This window comes from Streptomyces sp. NPDC056486 (genome assembly GCF_042795295.1).
Classification (GTDB): domain Bacteria; phylum Actinomycetota; class Actinomycetes; order Streptomycetales; family Streptomycetaceae; genus Streptomyces.
In genome coordinates this window covers 41,090-61,071 of record NZ_JBHTSF010000042.1, presented here as the reverse complement: position 1 = coordinate 61,071, position 19,982 = coordinate 41,090, and the positions used below count along the sequence as shown (strand labels likewise).

Below are 19,982 nucleotides of genomic sequence, written 5' to 3'. Positions count from 1 at the left end.
CGTGGGAGAAGGAGCGGCGTTCGGTGCGTGCCCTCGGCGTGCGGCGTGAAGGGTCATGTGGCGGAGTCACCTGTCCCTTTGCGCCGTGCGGCGAGGGCACGTGCCGGGCGTCGCGACGCCGCGGAGATCCATCAGAAGGGCCCTAGCCCGCCACCCCCCTCAGCCGGATGTCGCGCGACGACGACCCGACGTACACGGCGCGTCGCCCTTCGGGGCGCACCCAGCGGGCCCGGTCCGTGTCCCAGTACGACAGCTGCCGTTCGGCGACCCGCACCGTGACCCGCCGCGACTCCCCCGCGCGCAGTTCGACGCGGTCGAAGGCGGCCAGGGTCCGCACAGCCATCTCGACATCGGCATGGCGCGGCGCACCCACGTACACCTGTGGGACCTCCGCGCCCGCGCGCCGCCCACGGTTGGTCACCGTGAACGACATCTCGTAGCCCGCGCCCGCCCGGCGCACGGTCAGGTCGCGGTAGCCGAACTCCGTGTAGGACAGGCCGTGTCCGAAGGGGAAGAGCGGCTCGATGCCCGCCTTGTCGAAGCCGCGGTAGCCGGTGAAGATGCCCTCGCTGTACGTGACCACTCCGTCGACGCCGTAGTAGCGCTCGGGGTGGGCCGGGTCCAGGGTGGGGTGGTCCGTGTCCCTCTTCGGCCAGGTCACCGTGGCCTTGCCGCCCGGGTTCGCGCGGCCGGTGAGGAGGTCGGCGGTGGACCAGCCGCCCTCCTGGCCGACGTAACCCGTGTGAAGGATCGTGCCGACCTTGCGGCGCCACGGCATCGTCGCAGGGCAGCCGGTGGTGAGGACGACGACCGTACGCGGGTTGGCATCGGCGACCGCCGTGATCAGCTCGTCCTGGTGGGCGGGGAGAGTGAGGGTGGTGAAGTCGCCGCTGCCGCCCACCGAGCCGCCCGAGCCGTTGAAGGCGAAGACGACCGGGGTGTGGACGCGCCGGGCGAGCCTCGCCGCAGCGGCGACGGATGCGGTGCGCTGTTGCGGTGTCACCCAGGCGAACCGCACCTGGACCGGGCCGCGTTCGGCGATGGTCGTGGCCCATCCTGTGGCCTTGACGACGACCTGGTAGGACCTGCCGCCGGTGAGCTCGACGGGTTCGGCCTGTCCGTTGTCGAGGCCGTCGGTGGTGGGGACGATCGAGGACCACTTGCGGGCGAAGCTGTCGCGGGCGCCCGCCGCGGTCGTCAGCTCCTTGCCGTCGAGGCTCAGCGAGACCGCCGCGCCCCAGCCCTGGATCTTGAGCGCGTACTCCCCTGTGCTCGGCGGCACGAAGGTGCCGGTCCACTCGGCCGTCGTACCGACGGGGAGCGCCTTGTCACCGACGAAGTCGACCGTCTTGTCGGTGCCGATGCCGATGCCGACCGTCGTACTCGTGCCGTCGCCCTTGCGCGTCAGGCCCTTGGGGAAGGCGGATGCGGGGACTGCCGTGCCCGTGAGGTCCACGCCGACCTCGTACGCGATCTTCCACTTGGTGCTGCGGCGCAGTGCGTCGAGCGGGCTGACCAGGCGCTCCTCGAAGCCGTACGCGCGCTCGCCCGAGACCGATGTGGCGACCTGGCCCGCGGTCGGGCCGATGAGTGCGAGATCGCGCAGCGCGGCGTGCGACAGCGGCAGACCGCCGTCGTTGGCGAGCAACACCGCGCCCTGCACGGCGACTTCGCGGGCGACGCGGGCACCGGCCTTGACATCGATCTCCTTGTGGGCGGGGACGCGGCTGCCGTCGAGCATGCCGAAGGCCTCGTACCGGCCGAGGATGCGGGAGACCGCGGTGTCCAGGGCTCTCTCGGGGACGGAGCCGTCCTTGACGGCCTTCTTCAGGGGCTCGCCGTAGAACGAGCCGTCCCACATCTGCATGTCCTGGCCCGCTTCGAGTGCGGCCGTGGAGTGGGTGGCGCCCCAGTCGGAGGTGACGAAGCCCTTGAAGCCGAGTTCGCCGCGGAGGATGTCGGTGAGGGTGGTGCTCTGCTCGGAATTCCACTCGCCGTTGAGGTGGTTGTACGCCGACATGACGGAGGCGACACCGGCGCGGACGACGGCCTCGAAGGCGGGCAGGTACAGCTCGTGCAGGGTGCGGTCGTCGACGACGAAGTCGTAGGAGTTCTCCGGCTTCTCGCGGTCGAACTCGTGCAGGCGCTGGTTGTTGGCGAGGAAGTGCTTGGCCTGGGCGAGCATGCCCTGCGCCTGGACACCCTCGACCTGGGCGGCGCCGATCAGGCCGTTGAGGTAGGGGTCCTCGCCCGACTGGTCCTTGTTGCGGCTGAAGAAGGGCGTGCGGGAGAGCTCGATCTGCGGGGCGAGCAGGACGTCCATGTCCAGGGTGCGGCCCTCGCGGCCCATGACCTCGCCGTACTCGCGGGCCAGTTCGAGGTTGAAGGACGCGCCGAGCGTCGCGACCGGCGGGAGACCGGTCGCGGACTTGGTGACGTTCACGCCTGCGGGGCCGTCGCTCAGGCGCAGCTCCGGTATGCCCAGGCGCTTGATACCCGGCAGGTATCCCGCCTGTCCCAGCCTCCGCGGGTCGGTGGCGCCGTGGACGAGGCTGATCTTCTCGTCGAGGGTGAGGCGGGCGACGAGACCCCGAACGCGGCGCGTGGCGGCGGCCGCGCCCGGGGGGACGGTGGATCCGGCGCCGACCCCCTCGGCGGCAGCCGCGGCGGGTGTGGCGGCGGCGATCGGGCCGGCGGCGGCCACGAAGGCGAAGGCGGCTGCGGTGCCGCCCAGTTGCTTCATGAGTTCACGACGTGTGGTGGCAGGCATGGCGAAACGGCCTCCGAACGCGGCTCTGGGCGTGCCGGCCTGGGTCGGCGACGCCAAGAGCTGAATGCGTCATCCGCGCCAGTGCGGTTTACGGGGCCTGAGTCTTGATTGGTTGAACACTTAAGGTCAAGGCTCGTGTCAGCAAAACTTTGTGGGGTGTTCAGTTTTTTCCCCGACGGCTGGCACGCCCTCTCCCGCGCCGGTCATTGCGACCTCGTGAACGCCGCGTCGCGCGGGGAATAGAAGGGCGATCATGGCCGTCGTCCAAGGGGACACCCACGTCGATCCATGTCGATGCATGGTTCACGGTTCGAAGCGAGGGAGCACATGTCCAAGGCGTACGTATTCACCCGGTTCGGCGGCCCCGAAGTGGAAGCCTTCACCGACCGGGTCCTGCCGGAGCCAGGGCCGGGCCGGCTCCTGGTCGCGGTGCGGGCGGCTGGGGTCAACCCGGTCGACTGGAAGCTGCGGGCAGGCAAGCGGAGGCCCGGGGCGCCGCCCGCCGAGTTCCCCGAGGTGCTCGGCAGTGAGGTCGCCGGAGTGGTCGAGGCGGTCGGCGCGGGCGTCGAAGGCTTCGCGGTCGGCGACGCGGTGTTCGGCAACCCGGAAACCGGCGGCTACGCCGAGCACACCCTCCTGCCGGCCTCCATCACCGCGCACAAGCCGCAGGGCCTGACCTTCACGGAGGCCGCCGCGCTGCCGGTCGCGGTGGCGACGGCGTACGACGGTGTACGTCAGCTGGATCTGCCTGCCGGGGCGACGCTGCTGATCACCGGGGTCGGCGGCGGTGTGGGCGTGGCCGTGGCGCAGTTGGCGCGGCACCTCGGAATTCGTGTCGTGGGCACGGCGAGCGCGGGCAAGAAGGACTTCGTCGAGTCCCTGGGTGCGGTGCATGTGCCGCCGGGGCCCGACCTGGCTGATCGGGTACGGGCGGCTGCGCCGGGCGGCGTTGTCGACGCGATCTTCGACCTGGTCGGCGGCGAGGATCTGGTGGCGGTGGCGTCCTTGCTGCCGCTCTCCGACCGCGAGGGGAAGCTGATCACGGCCGCGGCCAAGGAGACGGTTGCCGAGCTCGGCGGGGCGGCGGTCGCGCGGGCGCGGACCAGTGAGGTCCTTGCCGCGGTGGCGGAGCTTGCTGTCGACGGGGTGCTGCGGCCTGAGGTGACGGCGACGTATCCGCTGGAGCGGGCCGGTGAGGCGCTCCGTTCGGTGGAGGGCGGGCATGCTCGGGGCAAGGTTGTGATTGAGGTGGGCGCGTGAGGGCGGTCGCTGGCCTTGAGGCCCAGAGCGGGGTGGAGCCCGGGGAGCCCCTGGAGGAGGACCGGCGTCCCCGGGAGGACGGGGAGTTTCGGGAGGGTGGGGAGTCCCGGGAGGGTGGGGAGTTCCGGGGGGACGGGGAGTCCCGGGAGGACCGGCATCCCCTGGACAACCCCGCCTATGCCGCCTTGAACGGGCCCCATGCGCGGTTCGCCGAGCGGCGGGGGCGCGTGGTCCGGTATCAGCCGGACGTGTCGCCGTGGCTCGGTCTGCCCGATGCCCCGGAGGCGGGCGACTGGGCGGATCTCGCCGCGCTCGCGGGGCCCGGTGTGGAGGTGCCGCTGCCGGGTGTGCGGGTGGCTCTGCCGGAGGGGTGGGAGGTGGCGTTCGACATGGAGGGCGTGCAGTTGGTGGATGACGGGGTGGCCGCCGCGCCCGATCCGGAGGCTGTGCGGCTCGGGGCGGATGATGTGCCGGAGATGCTGGACCTGGTCGCGCGCACGCAGCCCGGTCCCTTCCTGCCGCGCACCGTCGAGCTCGGCACGTACCTCGGCATACGTCGCGGGGGCGCGCTCGTGGCGATGGCCGGGGAACGGTTGCATCCGCCGGGGTGGACGGAGATCAGCGCGGTCTGCACGGACCCGGCCCACCGGGGCGAGGGGCTTGCGTCGCGTCTTGTCCTGGCGGTGGCCGACGGGATACGCGGCCGGGGGGAGACGCCGTTCCTGCATACGTCGGCGCGGAACACCGATGCCATCCGGTTGTACGAGTCGCTGGGGTTCCGGCTCCGTCGTAGGACGAGGTTTCTGTCGGCGCGGGTGCCGGTGCGCTGAGGCGCGGGTGCCGGTGCGCTGAGGCGCGGGTGCCGGTGCGCTGAGGCGCGGGTGCCGGTGCGCTGAGGCGCGGGTGCCGGTGCGGTGCCTGTTCGTCTGTGGGGGCGGGGCCGCGCCGGTATGTCCGTCCTCGCTATCCGCCGGTGGGCGCTGCCCGCTTCGGTTGGGGGAGTGCTGAGTACCGTGCTCCGGGCAGACATACCGACACGTCCCCTCGCGTCTCGATGCCGACTGCGGGTGCGTCGGGGCCGGTCCCCATGGCTGGGGTGCGTCGCTCCACCCCCGCCCGTGCCAATCAATCCCCCCGCCCGCCACGCGGGGCAATCGGGCAGGTGGGCGGGAGAGCTTGTTCGTGGGGGGCAGCCGCCTAGGGGAACGGGCGCCGGCAGGCGAGGCGGGCCCGCTGCGGAGGGGGCCGAGGCGGGCCCCGGGTCACAGAAGGCAGAACTCGTTGCCCTCGGGGTCAGCCATCTCCACGTGGTCCGGCCTACCCCGCATCTCGTGCTCGCACAGCACCCTCGCCCCCGCTGCGGTCAGCCTCTCGACCGCCGCGACGACCCGGGGCCAGCGGATCTCCCAGGGAGTCTCACGGCCACCGCCCACCTGGACATCCAGGTGGAGCCGGTTCTTGGCCGTCTTCGACTCCGGGACTTTCAGGAAGGAGAGGCTGGGGCCCGAACCGTCCGGGTCCGACAGATAGGCACCGTCGTCCCACTCCTCCTGCGGAACCTCATGGTGAGCGAACCAGGCCTTCCAACTGGCGAAGCCGGCCGGCGGTGGCTTCTCCGCGTAACCCAGGGCAAGCGACCAGAACTTGGCCAGCTCGCCCGGGTTCGCGCAGTCGATGGTCACAGTCCACTTGGCCGACATGGATGCTCTCCCTCTTCCCCACAGAATGCGATGGACCGAGCGTGCCATGAGGGACTGACAACAGGGCTGCGATGATCAACGGATGAGTCCCGTCATCTCCATCGGATCCGCCGCCGCCCGCCCCTGCACACTGGTCGTGTGCGGGGGCTGCTGCTGCGGCGACGCGCGCAAGCACCCCGCCACCGACCACGACTGGCAGTTGGCGCGGATGCGGGCCGCCGCCGCGGAGTCGGCAGGGCGGTTCGCGGTGCGTACCAGTGAGTGCCTCGGGCCCTGCGGGCAGGCGAACATCATCGTCGTACAGCCCTCGCGAGAAGGGCGCAGGCGGGGTGGCCGAGGAGTCTGGGTCGGTTTCGCCATGGACGACGAGTCCATCGACGACATACTCGCGTGGGCAGAGGCGGGCGGGCCGGGCATCGCGCCACCGTCGGCAGCGCTCACGCTGCAGGTGGTCGACCCCCGGAAGGCCTGAGCCTCAGGCCGCCGTCTTCGAGCCTTCCAGGACCTTGTCGAGGAAGCCGTGCAGGTTCGCCACGGTGCGTGCGTTCTGTTCCTCCAGCGTGAGGCTCTCCTCGAAGCGGCGGGCAAGCGCCGTGGTCTTCTTGCCTCGTACGTAGAGGGAGCAGGCGAGGTCAGCACAGATGTAGATGCCGACCGAGTTGCCCTGGCGGCCCGCGGGGCCTGCGAGGGGCGCCACGAGCAGCGTGATGCCGGAGCCGGACTGCGGGGTCACGCAGACCGAACAGATGCTGGACTTGAGCAGGCTCTTGCGCGCGCCCGTCGAGGCGCGCAGCGCGATGCCCACGTACTCGCCGTCCCGCTCCGTCACGATGTAGCCGCGGTCCGGGGCCTTGGGGTCACGCCAGCCGAGGAAGTCCAGGTCTGACCAGGGGGTCTCCGGGAAGCCCGCAGGGAGAGTGAGCCTGCGGGCTTCGCCCTTGGAGCAGTTGACGAAGGCCGCGCGAATCTCTTTCTCGCCGATAGGTTCCATGATCCGGAATTTACCAACACGAGCGCTCAGCCGTCCTCCCCTTTTCCGGCGGGAGAGCAGACAGGGGGCAAGCCCCCACCCACCCGCGGTCGGCACCGAGACGCGAGGGGACGTGTCGGTATGTCTGCCCGGAGCACGGTACTCAGCGCTCCCCCGACCGAAGCGGGCAGCGACCAGTAGCGGATGGCGAGGACGGACATACCGGCGCGGCCCCGCCCCCACAGACGGAGCAGAACCGCACCCGCCCGCCCCCGGGCAGGCCCGGCCCGCATCACCTCAGGTACCCCAACCCCGGATGCACCCCCCGATACCCCTCCACCAACCGCCGCGCCACCGCCACGGAATCCACCAGCGGATGCAGCGCGAACGCCTTCACCGCAGTGGAACGAGAGCCGCTCTCCGCCGCAGAGAGCACCTCCCGCTCCACCGCCTTCACCGCGCACACAAGCCCCGTCGCATGCAAGGGAAGTGGATCGACGGCCATGGGATGCGCACCGTTGGCATCGACGGAGCACGGCACCTCGATCACCGCGTCCGCGTCGAGGGCCGAAAGGGTCGTACGGTTGCGGACGTTGAGAATCAGCGTCGTCCGCTCGTCCCGCGCGATCGCCCGCATCAGGGCGAGGGCCACCTTCTCGTACCCTCCGGACTCCAGGTCCTCGGCCGCCCGCTCCCCGACACCCGCGGCCTCCCGGTTCTCGGCCATGTACGTGGCCTCACGCTCGGCCCGCGTCGCATCCCAAGCCTTCAGCGCCGGGGCCGAGGCCGAAATCGAAGCCGAAGTCGAGGCCGCAGCTGACGGCGTCTCCCCCCGCCCCAACTCCTCGTAGAAACGCGCCTGCTGGTCGCGCAGGAACGCCCCCCGCGTCTGCTCGGCCTCCTGATAGGCGCGGACCGCCTCGCGGTTGAAGTAGTAGTAGTGCAAGTACTCGTTCGGGACGGCTCCCAGCGACTGGAGCCACTCCGCGCCGAAGAGCCGCCCCTCCTCGAACGAGCCAAGCATCTCCCTGTCGCCGAGCAGCCGCGGCAGCTCATCGCGTCCCGCGATCCGCAGGCCCCGCAGCCAGCCCAGGTGGTTGAGTCCCACGTAGTCGATGAACGCCTCGTCGGGGTTGCCGCCCAGCATGCGTGCCACGCGGCGGCCCAGACCCACCGGCGAGTCGCAGATGCCGATAACGCGGTCGCCGATGTGCCGGGACATCGCTTCGGTGACCAGGCCCGCGGGGTTGGTGAAGTTGATGACCCAGGCGTCCGGGGCGTGCTGCCGCACCCGGCGCGCGATGTCGACGGCGACGGGCACGGTCCGCAGGCCGTACGCGATACCGCCCGCGCCGACGGTCTCCTGCCCCAGCACCCCCTCCGCGAGGGCGACCCGCTCGTCGGCCGCACGCCCCTCCAGGCCCCCCACCCGGATCGCGGAGAAGACGAAGTCCGCGCCGCGCAGGGCCTCGTCGAGATCGGTGGTGGCCGTGACGGCGGGCGCGTCAGGCACCCCGGCCGCCTGGTCGGCGAGGACGCGGGCGATCGCGCCGAGCCGGCCCGCGTCCAGGTCGTGCAGCACGACCTCGGTGACCCGGCCTTCGGCATGGTCGCCGAGCAGCGCGCCGTACACGAGCGGAACGCGGAATCCGCCGCCACCGAGAATGACCAGCTTCACGTCTCAACCACCTTCTGTCGGATCAGTTGTCGCAACACCTAGCAACCTGTCAGAACTCACCCATCGACAGAGGTCACCTGGTAATTGGCGCCCCGTCCTTTAGGGCCGGGAGGAATCCGGCTTCCCGTGGAGCGGGGCAGGGAAAGAGGCATCGCCGTCAGGGCGATTCCTCGTCTACCCCGGCAGCGCGGAGGCCGACCTCCAACATGTAGACCAGCTCAGAGTTGAGGGACCGCCGCTCGGACTTGGCATGGGATGCCAGACGGTTACGGAGATCTTCGGGGAGTCGCAGAGTCATGCGTACCTCGTTATCCATGGTGCTATTATGGCGCCATGGCGACACTAAAGAAAACGGGAGAGGCCGGGCACGCCCGGTGGACCTTCCGCATCCGCGTGTCGTCCACCGCCCTTGCTGATCTGCACGCGGAGTGGGACCGGTGCCGGTGGGTCTGGAACGAGTGCTGCGCGAAGTCCAAGCAAACACATCTTTGGAACAAAACCCGGCCTCAGGGCGTCGATCAGCGTACGTGCGGTCCGGCACAGCTCGACAGGATGCTCACCGAGGCTCGCGCCACGAACACCTGGCTCCGTGAGGGCAGTTCGGTTTCGCAACAGCAGGTGATCCGGGACTTTGGGAAGTCCCGCGCGAAGGCGCACAAGGACATCAAGGAACGATTGCCGATGCGGCAGCGGGCCGGGATGCCCAAGTGGAAGAAGAAGCGCGAGACCCGGCCGAGCCTGAACTACACCAAGCGCAGCTTCCGGTTGAAGGACGGCAAGTTACACCTGGCGGGCGGGATCGTTCTGACGGTGGTGTGGTCGCGTGACCTGCCCACCGACCCGTCCAGCGTGCGCGTCTATCAGGACAGCGTCGGACATTGGTATTGCTCGTTCGTTGTGCCCGCCGAGATCCAGCCGCTCCCCGAAACGGGCGTGGTGATCGGCATCGACTGGGGCGTGAAGGAGACCGCAACCACCACATCCGACGCGCACGACCTAACCCACGCCCAACACGGCAGGAAGTCGGCAGCGCATCTCGCCCGCTACCAGCGGATGATGAAGCGCCGCAAGCCGAAGCGCGGGCAGGCCGAATCCAAGGGATATCGCCGGGCAAAGAAGCTGACGGCGAGACTTCACAAGAAGATCGCCCGGCAACGCCAGGACACTGGCCGCAAGTGGGCCAAGTCCGTGGTCCGTGGTCCGTGACCATGACGCCTTGGCCGTCGAGGACTTCAAGCCGAAGTTCCTCTCGAGGTCCACCCTGGCCAAGAAGGCCGCCGACGCGGCGATCGGCGCGACGAAGACGGCCCTGATCGAAATGGGTCGCAAGCACGGACGTGCTGTTCACTTGGTACACCCCGCGCACACCACCATGGACTGCGCGCAGTGCGGAGCGAGAACCAAGCACGCACTACCTCTCTCGATGCGAACCTATACCTGCACCGCATGCGGGGCCACATCCCCCAGGGATAAGAACTCCGCCCGCGTGATGCTGGTCCGGGCTGGTCTCAACCCGGTTGGTGCTGAGGGCATAAGACCACTTGGGGCGCTGCCCCAAGTGGCTGCCTGAGCCAGAAATCCCCACATCAGCCCTGGAGGGTGAAGAATTCCCTCCCTTCAGGGGAGGGGAGGATTCAAGTTACGTACGATTGCCCCTGCAGACCGGCAGCGATCGCCCCCGTTATATTCTTCGCCGTCCTGCAAGAAGGCCGCTGGCCTCCGGGCCCGGCACGACTGTGTGCCGCTGTAGAACTGATGACTTGGGGGGGACGGTGTCACCGGATCCGGGAGATGCCGTCGGAGAGGCGGAGGAGAGGTCCGGCCACTGCCCGGTCCGGCGCGCAATGCAGGACAGCTCGCGGGCGGCGGGCCTGCCCCACACTCAAGCTCTCCTCCACCCCGCCCGCCAACGCATCAACGTCCTGTTCGCCATGCTCCGCGACGGCACCTTCTACGAACCTCGCGAGCCCAGGACCGCTGCCCTCGCCGCATGAACCCCGGACCGACGAACCACCTCGAACCCGGCACGACAGGGTTGACGCAACCCATAGGTTCCCCCACGGAGGTAGCGCACCGATGACACCCCTCAAGACATCCGCGAAGGCATCCGGCGCCCTGCTCGGCGCACTCGCGCTGACGCTGGCGACCGGAGTCGGCGCCCAGGCCGACACCGCCCCGAGATCCCCCGGCGGCTGGCAGGAGTCCGGCGTCTCGGTCGTCGACTCCCTCACCGGCAGTCAGGGCCTGGCGAGCCGCGCCGACGGCAGTCTCCTCTACCGCGGTCTCGCCTCGGTCCCGCTCGATCTGCGGATCAAGGGATGGACCCACATCGGCGACCCGGACATAGCCGACGGCCACACCGTCGACGCCTATCAGGGCGGCGACGACGCGAAGTCGAAGATGTTCGCCGTCACGACACCCGACGAGAAGCGCTACCTGTACGAGCACAAGCTCGACGCGGGCGAGAAGCTCAACAACTCCTTCGCGGCGGTCTCCCCCGACAAGCAGTGGCTGGTGTCGGGCGAGTGGGGCGACCAGAACCGTCTCCAGGTCTTCCCCGCCCCGCTCCTCAACTCCTCGACCCCGCCCACCGGCGGCGCGCTCCCCCAGGCCGGTCAGATCTCGCTCGACAAGCCGGTGCGTGACATCCAGGGCTGCGACTTCGCCTCCGCGACCCGCCTCGTGTGCGCGTCCAACGACGCGTCGAAGGAGCTGTGGCCCGAGGACCGCCCCGTCCTCCAGGTGGACCTGGAGCACGCGCTCGACGGGAAGCAGGTCACTGGCAAGGTCACGAGCTTGTTCGCCGCCCCGCAACGGAGCATCTGCTCGGGCACGTTCGAGACGGAGGGCGTCGACTACGACTCGGCGCGGCGCACGTTGCGCGTGGAGGTCGTACCGCCGGTGCCTTGCCTGGTGACGACATCGGTCTACTCGTACCGGCCGACGACAGGCTGACCACCAGGGGATGACCTGCACACACCGGGCGCGGGGGGGGGATGGTCGCGGTCATGACACAGCAACACCGGCACGCCCCCGCGCCCGGCTCAGGCCTCTCCGGGCCGGGCGGCGATCTCCCGCAGCAGGGTCATCACCGCTCGGGCGCGGGCGCTCTGCGCCACACCGCCCATGGAGACGATCTTGACTTCCAGTGGCGGTCCGCCGTCCCGCAGCAGTAGTTCCGCGATCTCGCCGCCGCCGTAGGTCTGACTGGTCGCAGGCCGCTGGTTGAGCACGGAATACCCGAGTCCTCGTGCCACCAGCGAGCGCACGGTCTCGTAGCTGCGGGTGCGGTACCGGACGTCGGGTGCGGTGCCGGTGGCGGCCACCAGGGCGTGGAAGTAGTCGCGGCTGTGCGGGAGGTCGAGGAGGACCAGGGGTTCGGCGGACAGCTCGGCCAGCTCCACACTGCCCTGCCCGGCCAGCGGGTGGTCGGCCGAGACGATGACGTAGGCCGGAGCGCGGGCGATCGTCTCGCTGTGCAGCTCCGGCTCGGACGACAGACCGAGGCCGTAGGTGAGGGCGAAGTCGATGTGTCCCGCCGCAAGGGCCTGGACGAGCTCGTCCGTCTCCGCCTCCACCACGTCGATCTCTATGCCGGGATGGCGACGGGTGAACTCGGTGAACAAGGGCGGCAGATAGTACGGGGCCAAGGTCACGAAGCAGCCGACGGCGACCGGCCCGGAGAGGTTCTCCCCGTCGCCCCGGGCCTCTTGCTCGACCTCGCGGGCACGCGCCAACAGGTCCCGCGCCTGCTGCTGGAGCCGCTCCCCGGCGGGTGTCAGGGTCAGGCCCCGGCCCCGCCGCCGGATGAAGAGCTGCACCTGCAGGTCCTGCTCCAGGTTGTGGACGGCGGCGGACACGGCCGACTGGGCGATGTGCAGCTCGGCCGACGCCTCTGTCATGGAGCCACGCTCGGCGGCCACGAGGAAGTAGCGCAGCTGAACGAGGGTGAAACCCAGCGGTGATGTCATGCGAGACCCTTGCGCCCGGTGAACCGTGTCCGCACCGACCCTATGCGGCGGCGACGCCTACACCCGCTCGGCAGGCGTGTCGGAGATGTCCTCGGGGCGCAGCAGCGTGGTGCCGACGGTCTCCTTCAGGGTCAGGGCGGCGACCAGGCCGCCCACCGCGAACACCATCAAGTACGGGCCCGGCACCAACGTGCTGCCCGTCGCGGAGATGAGCACGGTCATCAGGTAGGGCACGGTCCCGGCGAACAGCGCCGCGGTGATGTTGTACGCGACCGAAAGACCGCTCTGGCGTGTGCGGGTGGGGAAGATCTCCGCCGACCACACCGCGTAGGTGCCGAGGATCGCCGCCAGGATCACGCCGAGCAGCAGGCCGGCGATCCAGGTGCCCACGAGCCCGGTCCGCATCAGGAGGAAGGCCGGGGTGGACAGGATGAACAGGGCCGCCGTCGCCCCGATGAACACCGGCTTGCGTCCCACCCGGTCGGAGAGCGCGCCGAACAGCGGCACGAGCGCGAGACCCATCAGTGAGATGGCGGTGGACAGCAGGGCCGCGTTGCCGTCCGAGTGGCCCAGGTGGTCGGTCTCGTAGGTGACGAGGTAGGTCAGCACGGCGTAGAAGGGCACGTGCATGGCCGCCATCAGGCCCGCCGCCTGGAGCAGTTCCCTCTTGTGGGAGCGGAGCAGCTCCCGGGCGGGACTGGTCGGAACGGTGTCGTTCGCTTCGAGCGCCCGGTACTCCGGGGTGTCCTCGATCTTGCTGCGGATGATGAAGCCGATGACGCCGAGGGGCGCGGCGATCAGGAAGGGGACGCGCCAGCCCCAGGAGGTGAGTTGGCTCTCGTCGAGAGCGGAGGACAGGATGAGGAAGACGAACGACCCGGCGAGGAAGCCGAGCAGGGAGCCGACCTCCAGCCAGCTCACGCCGAATCCGCGTCGGCGCCGTGGTGCGCTCTCGGCGAGGAAGCTGGCCGCGCTGCCGAACTCGCCGCCCGCGGCGAAACCCTGGATCAGGCGAAGTACCACCAGGAGTACCGGGGCTGCGATGCCTATCGAGTCGTAGCCGGGAAGCAGACCTATGGTCAGGGTCGCGCCCGACATCATGAAGATGACCAGTGACAGGGTGCGCTTGCGGCCGATCCGGTCGCCGAGCGGTCCGAAGACCAGGGCGCCGATGGGCCGGATGCCGAACGAGACGGCGAAGACGCCGAACACGGCGAGCAGTCCGGTCGTGCTGTCCCCGGCGGGGAAGAACACGGTCGCGACCGTGCCGGCGAGATAGGCGTAGGCAGCCCAGTCGAACCAGTGCACAAACACGCCTACGGCTCCTGCGGCGACGCTCCTGCGCAGTGCGACCACGTCGGTGGCCGGCTCGGTGGGCGGCTCGGCCTCGGTGGTCGTGGCACTGCTTTCACGCGTGGGCATACGCGCCTCCTTGGGGAAAAGGGATTCCGAAGCTGGAGCTGTGCGGGTGCCGCCGACTTCGTGTCGTCAGGGTCGGGGAGGTGGGGCCGCGCTCCGGTCCACGCCGGTCCAGGCCAGCGCGACCGCGCCGTCGAGCAGGGCCCGCTCGGCGGTCCCGCCCACGCAGTAGGCGGCGAACTCGTGCTGGTGGTTGGTGGCGGGCAGGGAGCCGATGCCGATGTACGGGTGGATCGCCGATACGACCTGCGAGACGTTGCCCATGTCGGTGGAGGCGCGGTTCATGCGCGCCGCCTGGCCGGGTGGCGCGAACTCGCGGCCCAGAGCGAGGGCGTTGGCCCGGTAGTGCCCGAGGGCGGTCTCGTCCGTGCGGAACTCCGCGTAGGGCTTGCTCTCCGGTTCGATCACCAGGTCGCAGCCGGTGGCGAGGGCGCCCGCCTCGAAGGCCCGCATGACGCGCGGTTCGAGCTCGGCCAGTTCGGCGAGCGTCTCGGCCCTGACGTACCAGCGTCCGCTCGACCGGTCCGGGATGGCGTTCGGGGCGTCCCCGGCGTGCGTCACCACGCCGTGCACGCGCGCCGACGACGGCAGTTGCTGGCGCAGCAGCCCGATGGCGACCTGGGCCACGGTGAAGGCGTCGGCCGCGTTGATCCCGGCCTCCGGGTAGGCGGCGGCATGCGCGGACTTCCCGGTGTAGGAGACCTTGGAGTGGCTGACCGCGAACGGGCGGGCCTCGGCGACGTCGACCGGCGCCGGGTGCACCATCATCGCGAGATCCACGCCGGTGAAGGCGCCCCGGTCGAGCATCTCGATCTTGCCGCCGCCGCCCTCCTCGGCCGGGGTGCCGTAGACCTCCACGGTGAGCCCGGCTTCGTCGGCGACGGCCGCGAGGCCGAGGGCCGCGCCGACCGAACTCGCCGCGATGAGGTTGTGGCCGCACGCGTGACCGAGGCCGGGCAGCGCGTCGTACTCGGCGCACAGCGCGATCCGGACCGGCCCGCTGCCGAACCGGGCGTAGAAGGCGGTGTCCAGGCCGAGATAGGACGAGGTGACGTCGAACCCCGCGCGGTCAAGGAGTTCCGGTACGGCGGCGGCAGCCCGGTGTTCCTGCCAGGCGGTCTCCGGATCGGCGTGCAGCCGCTCGGAGAGGCCGATCAGTTCCTCGGCGTGCCGGTCGACCGCGTGCCGTGCCGCGTCCTTCACCGTCCCCATCACAGGCTTCGTCCCCATCACAGGTCTCCCGGCACGCCGTACGAGGGAGAGGTGGCGGGATCGAGTCCGCGACGCACATAGTTGTCCCGTTGCGGCAGCCAGACGTCGAGCAGGTCACCGAGCCGGTCCAGGGGGTCATCGGCCCAGTCCACCCGCAGGTCGGTGACCCGCCAGCCGACGTCCGCGACGACCGCCATCCCGGCGGAGTACACAGGACCCTCCTCGCCACCGGCCGCGACGGCGGCCTGCATCGCGGCGAGCAGCCGTTCCTCCAACTCCCCGGTGGCGGCGGCGTACGCGTCGAGGAGTACGCCGGGGACGTGCTTGCCGGACAGCATGTTGCCGGCCGCGACCGCGCCGTCCGCGGTGGCCGAGGCGAAGGTGCCCAGGGTGTGCGGACCGCTGAAGGCGACCCCTGGCCCTGACCGGCCGAGGACGGTCAACTGCCGGTAGTCGATGGTCTCCTTGTTCCCCGCGGCGCCGGTGACGTCGGCCAGGGCGCGTTCGGCGTCGCCGTGGTCCGCGAGGCCGTCGAGGAGGCTGGTGCCGAGCATGGGGTCGGTGATGTTCTGTGACGTCGCCGCGCCGATGCCGGGCCGCAGATGGACGACCCGGGCGGCGACGGCCGGACTCGACGAGCTGGCCGCGATACCGAACCGCTCACCGTCCCGGACCACCAGAGAGAACGTCATGCCTGCTCCCCCTCGGGAAGTACGGCGGTCTCGGGAAGCACGGCGATCGCGTCGATCTCGCACAGCCACTCCGGCCGGGCAAGAGCGGACACCACAATGCCGGTGGAGATCGGGTGGACGCCCTTGGTCCAGCGGCCCACCGTGCGGTAGACCGCCTCGCGGTAGCGCGGGTCGACCAGATAGATGGTCAGTTTGACCAGGTGTTCCATCCGGCCGCCCGCCTCTTCGAGCAGCATCTTGATGTTCGCCATGGCCTGTTCGGCCTGCGCCTCGACGTCGCCGATGCCCACGGACTCACTGGTGTCGAGGTCCTGGCCGATCTGGCCCCGGACGTACACCGTGTTGCCGGCGACGACGGCCTGACAGAGGTCGTTGTCGAGGTTCTGCTCGGGGTAGGTGTCGCGGGTGTTGAACGGACGGATCCGGGTGTGCCCGCCGGCGACGATCGGGGCCTTGGCTGCCTGAGGGCCCTGGTTCGTGGAAGTCATCGTCTGCTCCTCAGGTGGTGGGGGTGGCCGCGGCGACGCCGGGCCGGTCGGTGGTGCCGTACGCGAGGTAGCCCCGCCGGGTCGCGATGTGGTCGGCGACGTACCGGGCGTCGTGCCAGACACCCCAGATGAAGCTGGATCCGCGGCGGGACAGCCAGGGCAGGCCGAGGAAGTAGACGCCGGGCTCGGAGGAGATTCCGCGTCGCTGCTCCGGGCGGCCCTTCTCGTCGAAGGCGTCGACGTCGAGCCAGCCGTAGTCGGTGGCGAAGCCCGTCGCCCAGACGATCGAGGTGACGCCGGCCTCGGCCAGGTCAAGCTCCTGCCGGGGGTCGCTCACGCACTCCGGATCCGGCCCGAGGACGTGGGCCTGAGGCTCCTCGGGGAGGTCGAGACCGTTGCGCTCGACGTACTCGTCGGCCGCCCGGAGCAGTCCGAGGTACTTCTCGTCGCCGAGCGCGATGTTCGTGGCGAGGTCGGGCGCGAAGCGCAGGACGCCGTCGTCACAGGACGCGGTCATCCCGAGCAGTTCGATGCCGTCGGCGGCCAGGGCACGGAAGTCCACGGTGTGGCCGCCGCGCGCGCCGCTGACCGCGATGGTGACGTGCTCGGCTCCCTGAGGAGGCGTCTCCGCGTCCCAGAGCCCGAGCACGCCGAGCCACCAGCAGAAATCACGCCCGCGGTACTCGCGCGGAGGACGGTCGTGCGGACCGACGGAGAGGAAGACCCGGCGGCCGGAGCGGCGCAGCTCGTCCGCTATCTGCACCCCCGAGGAACCGGCCCCGACCACCAGGACCGAGCCCTCGGGCAGCTGCTCAGGGTTGCGGTAACCGCTGGAGTGGATCTGCACGGGGACGGCGCCGTCCGGGACGATGGGCGGGAACACGGGCCGCTGGAACGCCCCGGTCGCCACCACGACGAAGCGTGCGTCGATCGAGCCCTGCGACGTCTCCACCCGGAAACCCGGCCCGCCTGTATGCCGGTGCACGTCGGTCACTTCGACGCCGCAGCGGACCGGGGCACCGATCTTCTCGGCGTACGCGGCGAAGTACTCCGCTACCTGGTCCTTCGAAGCGAAGCCGTCGGGGTCGACGTCGGTGAACTCGAGGCCGGGGAAACGGTCGTGCCACGCGGGCCCGTTCGCGACCAGGGAGTCCCACCGCTCCGAGCGCCACCGCTCGGCTATGCGGTGCCGCTCGAGCACGACGTGCGGCACTCCGTGAGCCCCCAGGTGCTCACTGGCCGCCACGCCCGCCTGGCCGGCTCCGACGACGACTACTTCGGTTTCTTCGCTCGGCACTTCATCCTCCACTCAGACGGCAGTTCATCCCGGTGTCGCGTTGACTGTGCTGCCGTGCGAGCCATCCTTGAACGCAGCATGAATTCTGTCCAACAGATGTTTCCGTTGTAGGCAATCTGATTGTCAGATGTGTGACGAGACAAGGGGATGCGCCGCCGACAGGGGTTCACACTCGCCGCGACGAAGAGGGCCCTGAAAATCACGGACCCCTTCCGCGCCCTGCACGATCGCCTGGTCCAGTGGGACACGGTCCACTTCGGTGAACTGACCGAGCTTGAAGACGGCTGCCAGGTCCTGGCCTCAGTGACCGGTCGAGCGGAGCGCAGCCGACCATGCACCGGCCGCGCCGAGCGGCGGCTGCGGACCCTCCGGCCCTTGCGGGCCCTGCTCGCCCGGAGCCCCGTCAGCGCCCGCGGGACCGGGCACGCCGGTTGCCCCCGCAGGTAGCCACCGGGAAACCGTCACCCCATGTCGCCGAACTCGCCCCGGACCCCCACACGCCCGATCCGCGTAGACCTCACCGTGACCTCGCGCGCTGGTACGACGCCCAGCTCGACGATGACGGCACGGTGGCAGCGGTGCAGGTCCCAGCGAGCCCCATTGGCGTGAATGACCGCATCAGACGAGTCGTTCTTGCCCTTCTTGTACCGCTTGCACTGGACGAGGATGCGTAAAAGCGGGCGTGAACAGGGGCGTTCCTGGGCACGGGACAGGATCATGACAGAGACCACCACGACCGCCACCCGCCCTGCTCAACGGGTCCGCCAGCTCCTCGCCGCCTCGGTCGGCAACGCCGTTGAGTGGTACGACTGGTACGCGTACACGTTCCTCGCGACGTACATCGCCGACCAGGTCTTCCCCAAGAGCGCGGACAACTCCCTCGTACCGCTGCTCTCCACGTTCGCCGTCTTCGCCGTCGGCTTCTTCATGCGTCCGGTCGGCGGGCTGCTCATGGGCACGGTCGCCGACCGGCGCGGGCGGCGTGCCGCGCTCACGGTCACCATCCTGCTGATGGGCGGCAGCAGCCTGCTGGTCGGTCTGACGCCGACGTACGCGTCCGTGGGGGTGCTCGCGCCGGTCGTGCTCGTCCTTGCGCGGCTGCTCCAGGGGCTCTCCGTGGGCGGTGAGTTCGCGGCGTCGACGACTTTCCTCGTCGAGTCCGCGGGGCCAGGACGGCGCGGCCTCTTCTCCAGCTTCCAGTACGTGTCGACGAGCGTGGGTCAGCTCGCCGCGTCCGGCGTCGCGGCCCTGCTCGTCGGCACGCTCTCGGACGGGCAGATGGACGGCTGGGGCTGGCGGCTGCCGTTCTTCATCGGCGCGGCGCTCAGCCTGGTCGGCTTCTGGATCAGGCAGGGCGCGTACGAGACCCATCAGGCACCCCAGGACCCGTCCGAACGCCCCGGCCTGTTCGACGCCCTGCGCAAGTATCCGCGCCAGTCCCTGCTGATCTGCGGCATCACGGCCGGCGGCACGATCGCCTACTACACGTGGACGTCATACCTTCCGACGTACGCCGAGCTCAACACCGACATCAGCAAGAGCCAGGCCCTGCTGTCCGGCACCCTCTCGCTCGCGTTCTTCGCGCTGCTCCAGCCGGTCGGCGGCCTTCTCTCCGACCGCTTCGGCCGCAGGCCGCTCCTGCTCTTCTTCGGCCTGGGCTTCGCCGTCCTGAGCGTGCCCCTGCTGCGGTCCCTGAACGGCTCGTTCGGCTCGCTCCTGATGGTGCAGTGCGCGGGCATGGTGCTGCTCACCGGCTTCACGTCGATCTCGGCCGCGGTGAACGCGGAGATGTTCCCCGCACACGTACGGGCCGCGGGAATCGGCTTCCCGTACTCCCTCACCGTCGCACTGTTCGGCGGCACGGCCCCGTACATGGGCACCCTGTTCAAGGAGATCGGCAACCCGGGCCTCTTCCCTTGGTACGTGGCCGTGCTCTGCCTCGCGTCTTCAGCGGTGTATCTCAGGCTCCCGGAAACCGCCCACAAGGAGCTGGAGCGCTGAACCGCTGGCTCTCCGACCCGCTAACTCCCCTTCGGCACCGCGGCGATCGAGCGGCCCGCCCACTCCGGGGCCGTTTCCGCGAGGGCCGTCAGGTGTTCGCGGATCGTGTCCGGGAGGGGGGCCGAGCGGCCCGCGTTCTGGTCGACGTGGATGGCGAGGAGTTCGGTGGTCGCCACGGGGGCGGCTTCCGGCGCGATCTCCGCGTCGGGCTCCTCGACCACGTACAGCTCATGGGTGAAGCGGGCCTTCTTGGCGTCCGCGCCCAGGATGCGGGTGCGGACGGCGAGGTGGGAGCCCTCCGCGACGTCGTCGAGGTAGCGGATGTGCGCCTCGACCGTGTAGAGCGAGCAGCCGGTGGACTCGCGGTATCCCGCGTGCAGGCCGGTCTCGATCATCATGGCGTCGGTGGCGTAGCCGAAGACGAGGACGTAGAACGCCTCGCTCATGTGGCCGTTGTAGTCGATCCACTCGGGACGGACGGTCCGGTGCAGGAGCGGCAGGGGCTCGATGGGCAGGGGCTTGAG

The 19,982-nt window shown here is 70.1% G+C and carries 19 protein-coding genes and 2 pseudogenes; 8 read left to right on the top strand and 13 right to left on the bottom strand.

What is annotated here, in order from left to right; all coding sequences use genetic code 11:
• Positions 1–142: 142 nt before the first annotated feature.
• A complete protein-coding gene (locus ACFQ7F_RS18915) occupies positions 143–2,770 on the bottom strand; it encodes a glycoside hydrolase family 3 protein (protein WP_383271724.1) in 2,628 nt (875 codons plus the stop codon).
• Between the two features lie 327 nt (positions 2,771–3,097).
• Between ACFQ7F_RS18915 and ACFQ7F_RS18910 the strand changes: the two genes are divergently transcribed.
• Complete coding sequence (locus ACFQ7F_RS18910) at positions 3,098–4,030, top strand: NADP-dependent oxidoreductase (RefSeq protein WP_383271722.1); 933 nt, start codon at positions 3,098–3,100, stop codon at positions 4,028–4,030.
• Between the two features lie 161 nt (positions 4,031–4,191).
• Positions 4,192–4,860, top strand: a complete 669-nt coding sequence (locus ACFQ7F_RS18905; protein WP_383271732.1) for a GNAT family N-acetyltransferase — start codon at positions 4,192–4,194, stop codon at positions 4,858–4,860.
• Between the two features lie 432 nt (positions 4,861–5,292).
• Here ACFQ7F_RS18905 and ACFQ7F_RS18900 read toward each other — a convergent pair whose 3' ends face one another.
• Complete coding sequence (locus tag ACFQ7F_RS18900) at positions 5,293–5,730, bottom strand: VOC family protein (RefSeq protein WP_383271720.1); 438 nt, start codon at positions 5,728–5,730, stop codon at positions 5,293–5,295.
• An 82-nt stretch (positions 5,731–5,812) separates the two neighbouring features.
• On the opposite strand from ACFQ7F_RS18900, the gene ACFQ7F_RS18895 reads away from it, so the two are divergent.
• On the top strand, positions 5,813–6,202 hold the full coding sequence (locus tag ACFQ7F_RS18895; protein ID WP_383271718.1) for a (2Fe-2S) ferredoxin domain-containing protein: 390 nt from the start codon (positions 5,813–5,815) through the stop codon (positions 6,200–6,202).
• 3 nt (positions 6,203–6,205) lie between these two features.
• Here ACFQ7F_RS18895 and ACFQ7F_RS18890 read toward each other — a convergent pair whose 3' ends face one another.
• The 3 genes from ACFQ7F_RS18890 to ACFQ7F_RS18880 form a co-directional block, all read right to left on the bottom strand.
• Entirely contained in the window at positions 6,206–6,721 is a 516-nt protein-coding gene (locus ACFQ7F_RS18890; protein ID WP_383271716.1) for an FBP domain-containing protein, read from the bottom strand.
• A 271-nt stretch (positions 6,722–6,992) separates the two neighbouring features.
• Entirely contained in the window at positions 6,993–8,378 is a 1,386-nt protein-coding gene (locus tag ACFQ7F_RS18885) for a 6-phospho-beta-glucosidase (RefSeq protein WP_383271714.1), read from the bottom strand.
• A 157-nt stretch (positions 8,379–8,535) separates the two neighbouring features.
• Positions 8,536–8,676: an Arc family DNA-binding protein gene (locus ACFQ7F_RS18880; RefSeq protein WP_383271730.1), complete on the bottom strand. Its 141-nt coding sequence runs from the start codon at positions 8,674–8,676 to the stop codon at positions 8,536–8,538.
• Between the two features lie 35 nt (positions 8,677–8,711).
• On the opposite strand from ACFQ7F_RS18880, the pseudogene ACFQ7F_RS18875 reads away from it, so the two are divergent.
• The 3 genes and pseudogenes from ACFQ7F_RS18875 (at position 8,712) to ACFQ7F_RS18865 (ending at position 11,333) form a co-directional block, all read left to right on the top strand.
• Positions 8,712–9,948, top strand: a pseudogene (locus ACFQ7F_RS18875) (RNA-guided endonuclease InsQ/TnpB family protein).
• 280 nt (positions 9,949–10,228) lie between these two features.
• A pseudogene (locus ACFQ7F_RS18870) lies at positions 10,229–10,372 on the top strand (IS110 family transposase); the annotation flags it as partial.
• Positions 10,373–10,454: 82 nt separating this feature from the next.
• Positions 10,455–11,333 carry a hypothetical protein gene (locus ACFQ7F_RS18865; RefSeq protein WP_383271712.1) on the top strand — a complete coding sequence of 293 codons (879 nt, stop codon included), beginning with the start codon at positions 10,455–10,457 and terminating at the stop codon, positions 11,331–11,333.
• 89 nt (positions 11,334–11,422) lie between these two features.
• On the opposite strand, the gene ACFQ7F_RS18860 is transcribed toward ACFQ7F_RS18865, so the two are convergent.
• The 6 genes from ACFQ7F_RS18860 to ACFQ7F_RS18835 form a co-directional block, all read right to left on the bottom strand.
• Complete coding sequence (locus tag ACFQ7F_RS18860; protein ID WP_383271710.1) at positions 11,423–12,349, bottom strand: LysR substrate-binding domain-containing protein; 927 nt, start codon at positions 12,347–12,349, stop codon at positions 11,423–11,425.
• A 57-nt stretch (positions 12,350–12,406) separates the two neighbouring features.
• Positions 12,407–13,771, bottom strand: a complete 1,365-nt coding sequence (locus ACFQ7F_RS18855; RefSeq protein WP_383271708.1) for an MFS transporter — start codon at positions 13,769–13,771, stop codon at positions 12,407–12,409.
• Positions 13,772–13,837: 66 nt separating this feature from the next.
• On the bottom strand, positions 13,838–14,998 hold the full coding sequence (locus ACFQ7F_RS18850) for a M20 family metallopeptidase (RefSeq protein WP_383271706.1): 1,161 nt from the start codon (positions 14,996–14,998) through the stop codon (positions 13,838–13,840).
• Complete coding sequence (locus ACFQ7F_RS18845) at positions 14,998–15,672, bottom strand: DUF1028 domain-containing protein (protein ID WP_383271704.1); 675 nt, start codon at positions 15,670–15,672, stop codon at positions 14,998–15,000. The genes ACFQ7F_RS18850 and ACFQ7F_RS18845 overlap by 1 nt, the downstream gene beginning before the upstream one ends.
• Positions 15,669–16,160: a RidA family protein gene (locus ACFQ7F_RS18840; protein ID WP_383271702.1), complete on the bottom strand. Its 492-nt coding sequence runs from the start codon at positions 16,158–16,160 to the stop codon at positions 15,669–15,671. Before ACFQ7F_RS18840 ends, ACFQ7F_RS18845 begins: the two co-directional genes overlap by 4 nt.
• 10 nt (positions 16,161–16,170) lie before the next feature.
• Positions 16,171–17,457 (bottom strand): flavin-containing monooxygenase, encoded by a 1,287-nt coding sequence (locus ACFQ7F_RS18835; protein WP_383271700.1) that lies wholly within the window; start codon positions 17,455–17,457, stop codon positions 16,171–16,173.
• Positions 17,458–17,604: 147 nt separating this feature from the next.
• Here ACFQ7F_RS18835 and ACFQ7F_RS18830 point away from each other — a divergent pair, with 147 nt between their 5' ends.
• Entirely contained in the window at positions 17,605–17,904 is a 300-nt protein-coding gene (locus ACFQ7F_RS18830; protein ID WP_383271698.1) for a hypothetical protein, read from the top strand.
• Between the two features lie 14 nt (positions 17,905–17,918).
• Here ACFQ7F_RS18830 and ACFQ7F_RS18825 read toward each other — a convergent pair whose 3' ends face one another.
• Entirely contained in the window at positions 17,919–18,176 is a 258-nt protein-coding gene (locus tag ACFQ7F_RS18825) for a hypothetical protein (protein WP_383271697.1), read from the bottom strand.
• Here ACFQ7F_RS18825 and ACFQ7F_RS18820 point away from each other — a divergent pair.
• Positions 18,175–19,458 carry an MFS transporter gene (locus ACFQ7F_RS18820; protein WP_383271695.1) on the top strand — a complete coding sequence of 428 codons (1,284 nt, stop codon included), beginning with the start codon at positions 18,175–18,177 and terminating at the stop codon, positions 19,456–19,458. The genes ACFQ7F_RS18825 and ACFQ7F_RS18820 overlap by 2 nt on opposite strands.
• 20 nt (positions 19,459–19,478) lie before the next feature.
• Here the strand turns inward: ACFQ7F_RS18820 and ACFQ7F_RS18815 are convergent, their stop codons facing one another.
• On the bottom strand, positions 19,479–19,967 hold the full coding sequence (locus ACFQ7F_RS18815) for a thioesterase family protein (protein WP_383271728.1): 489 nt from the start codon (positions 19,965–19,967) through the stop codon (positions 19,479–19,481).
• Positions 19,968–19,982: the final 15 nt, after the last annotated feature.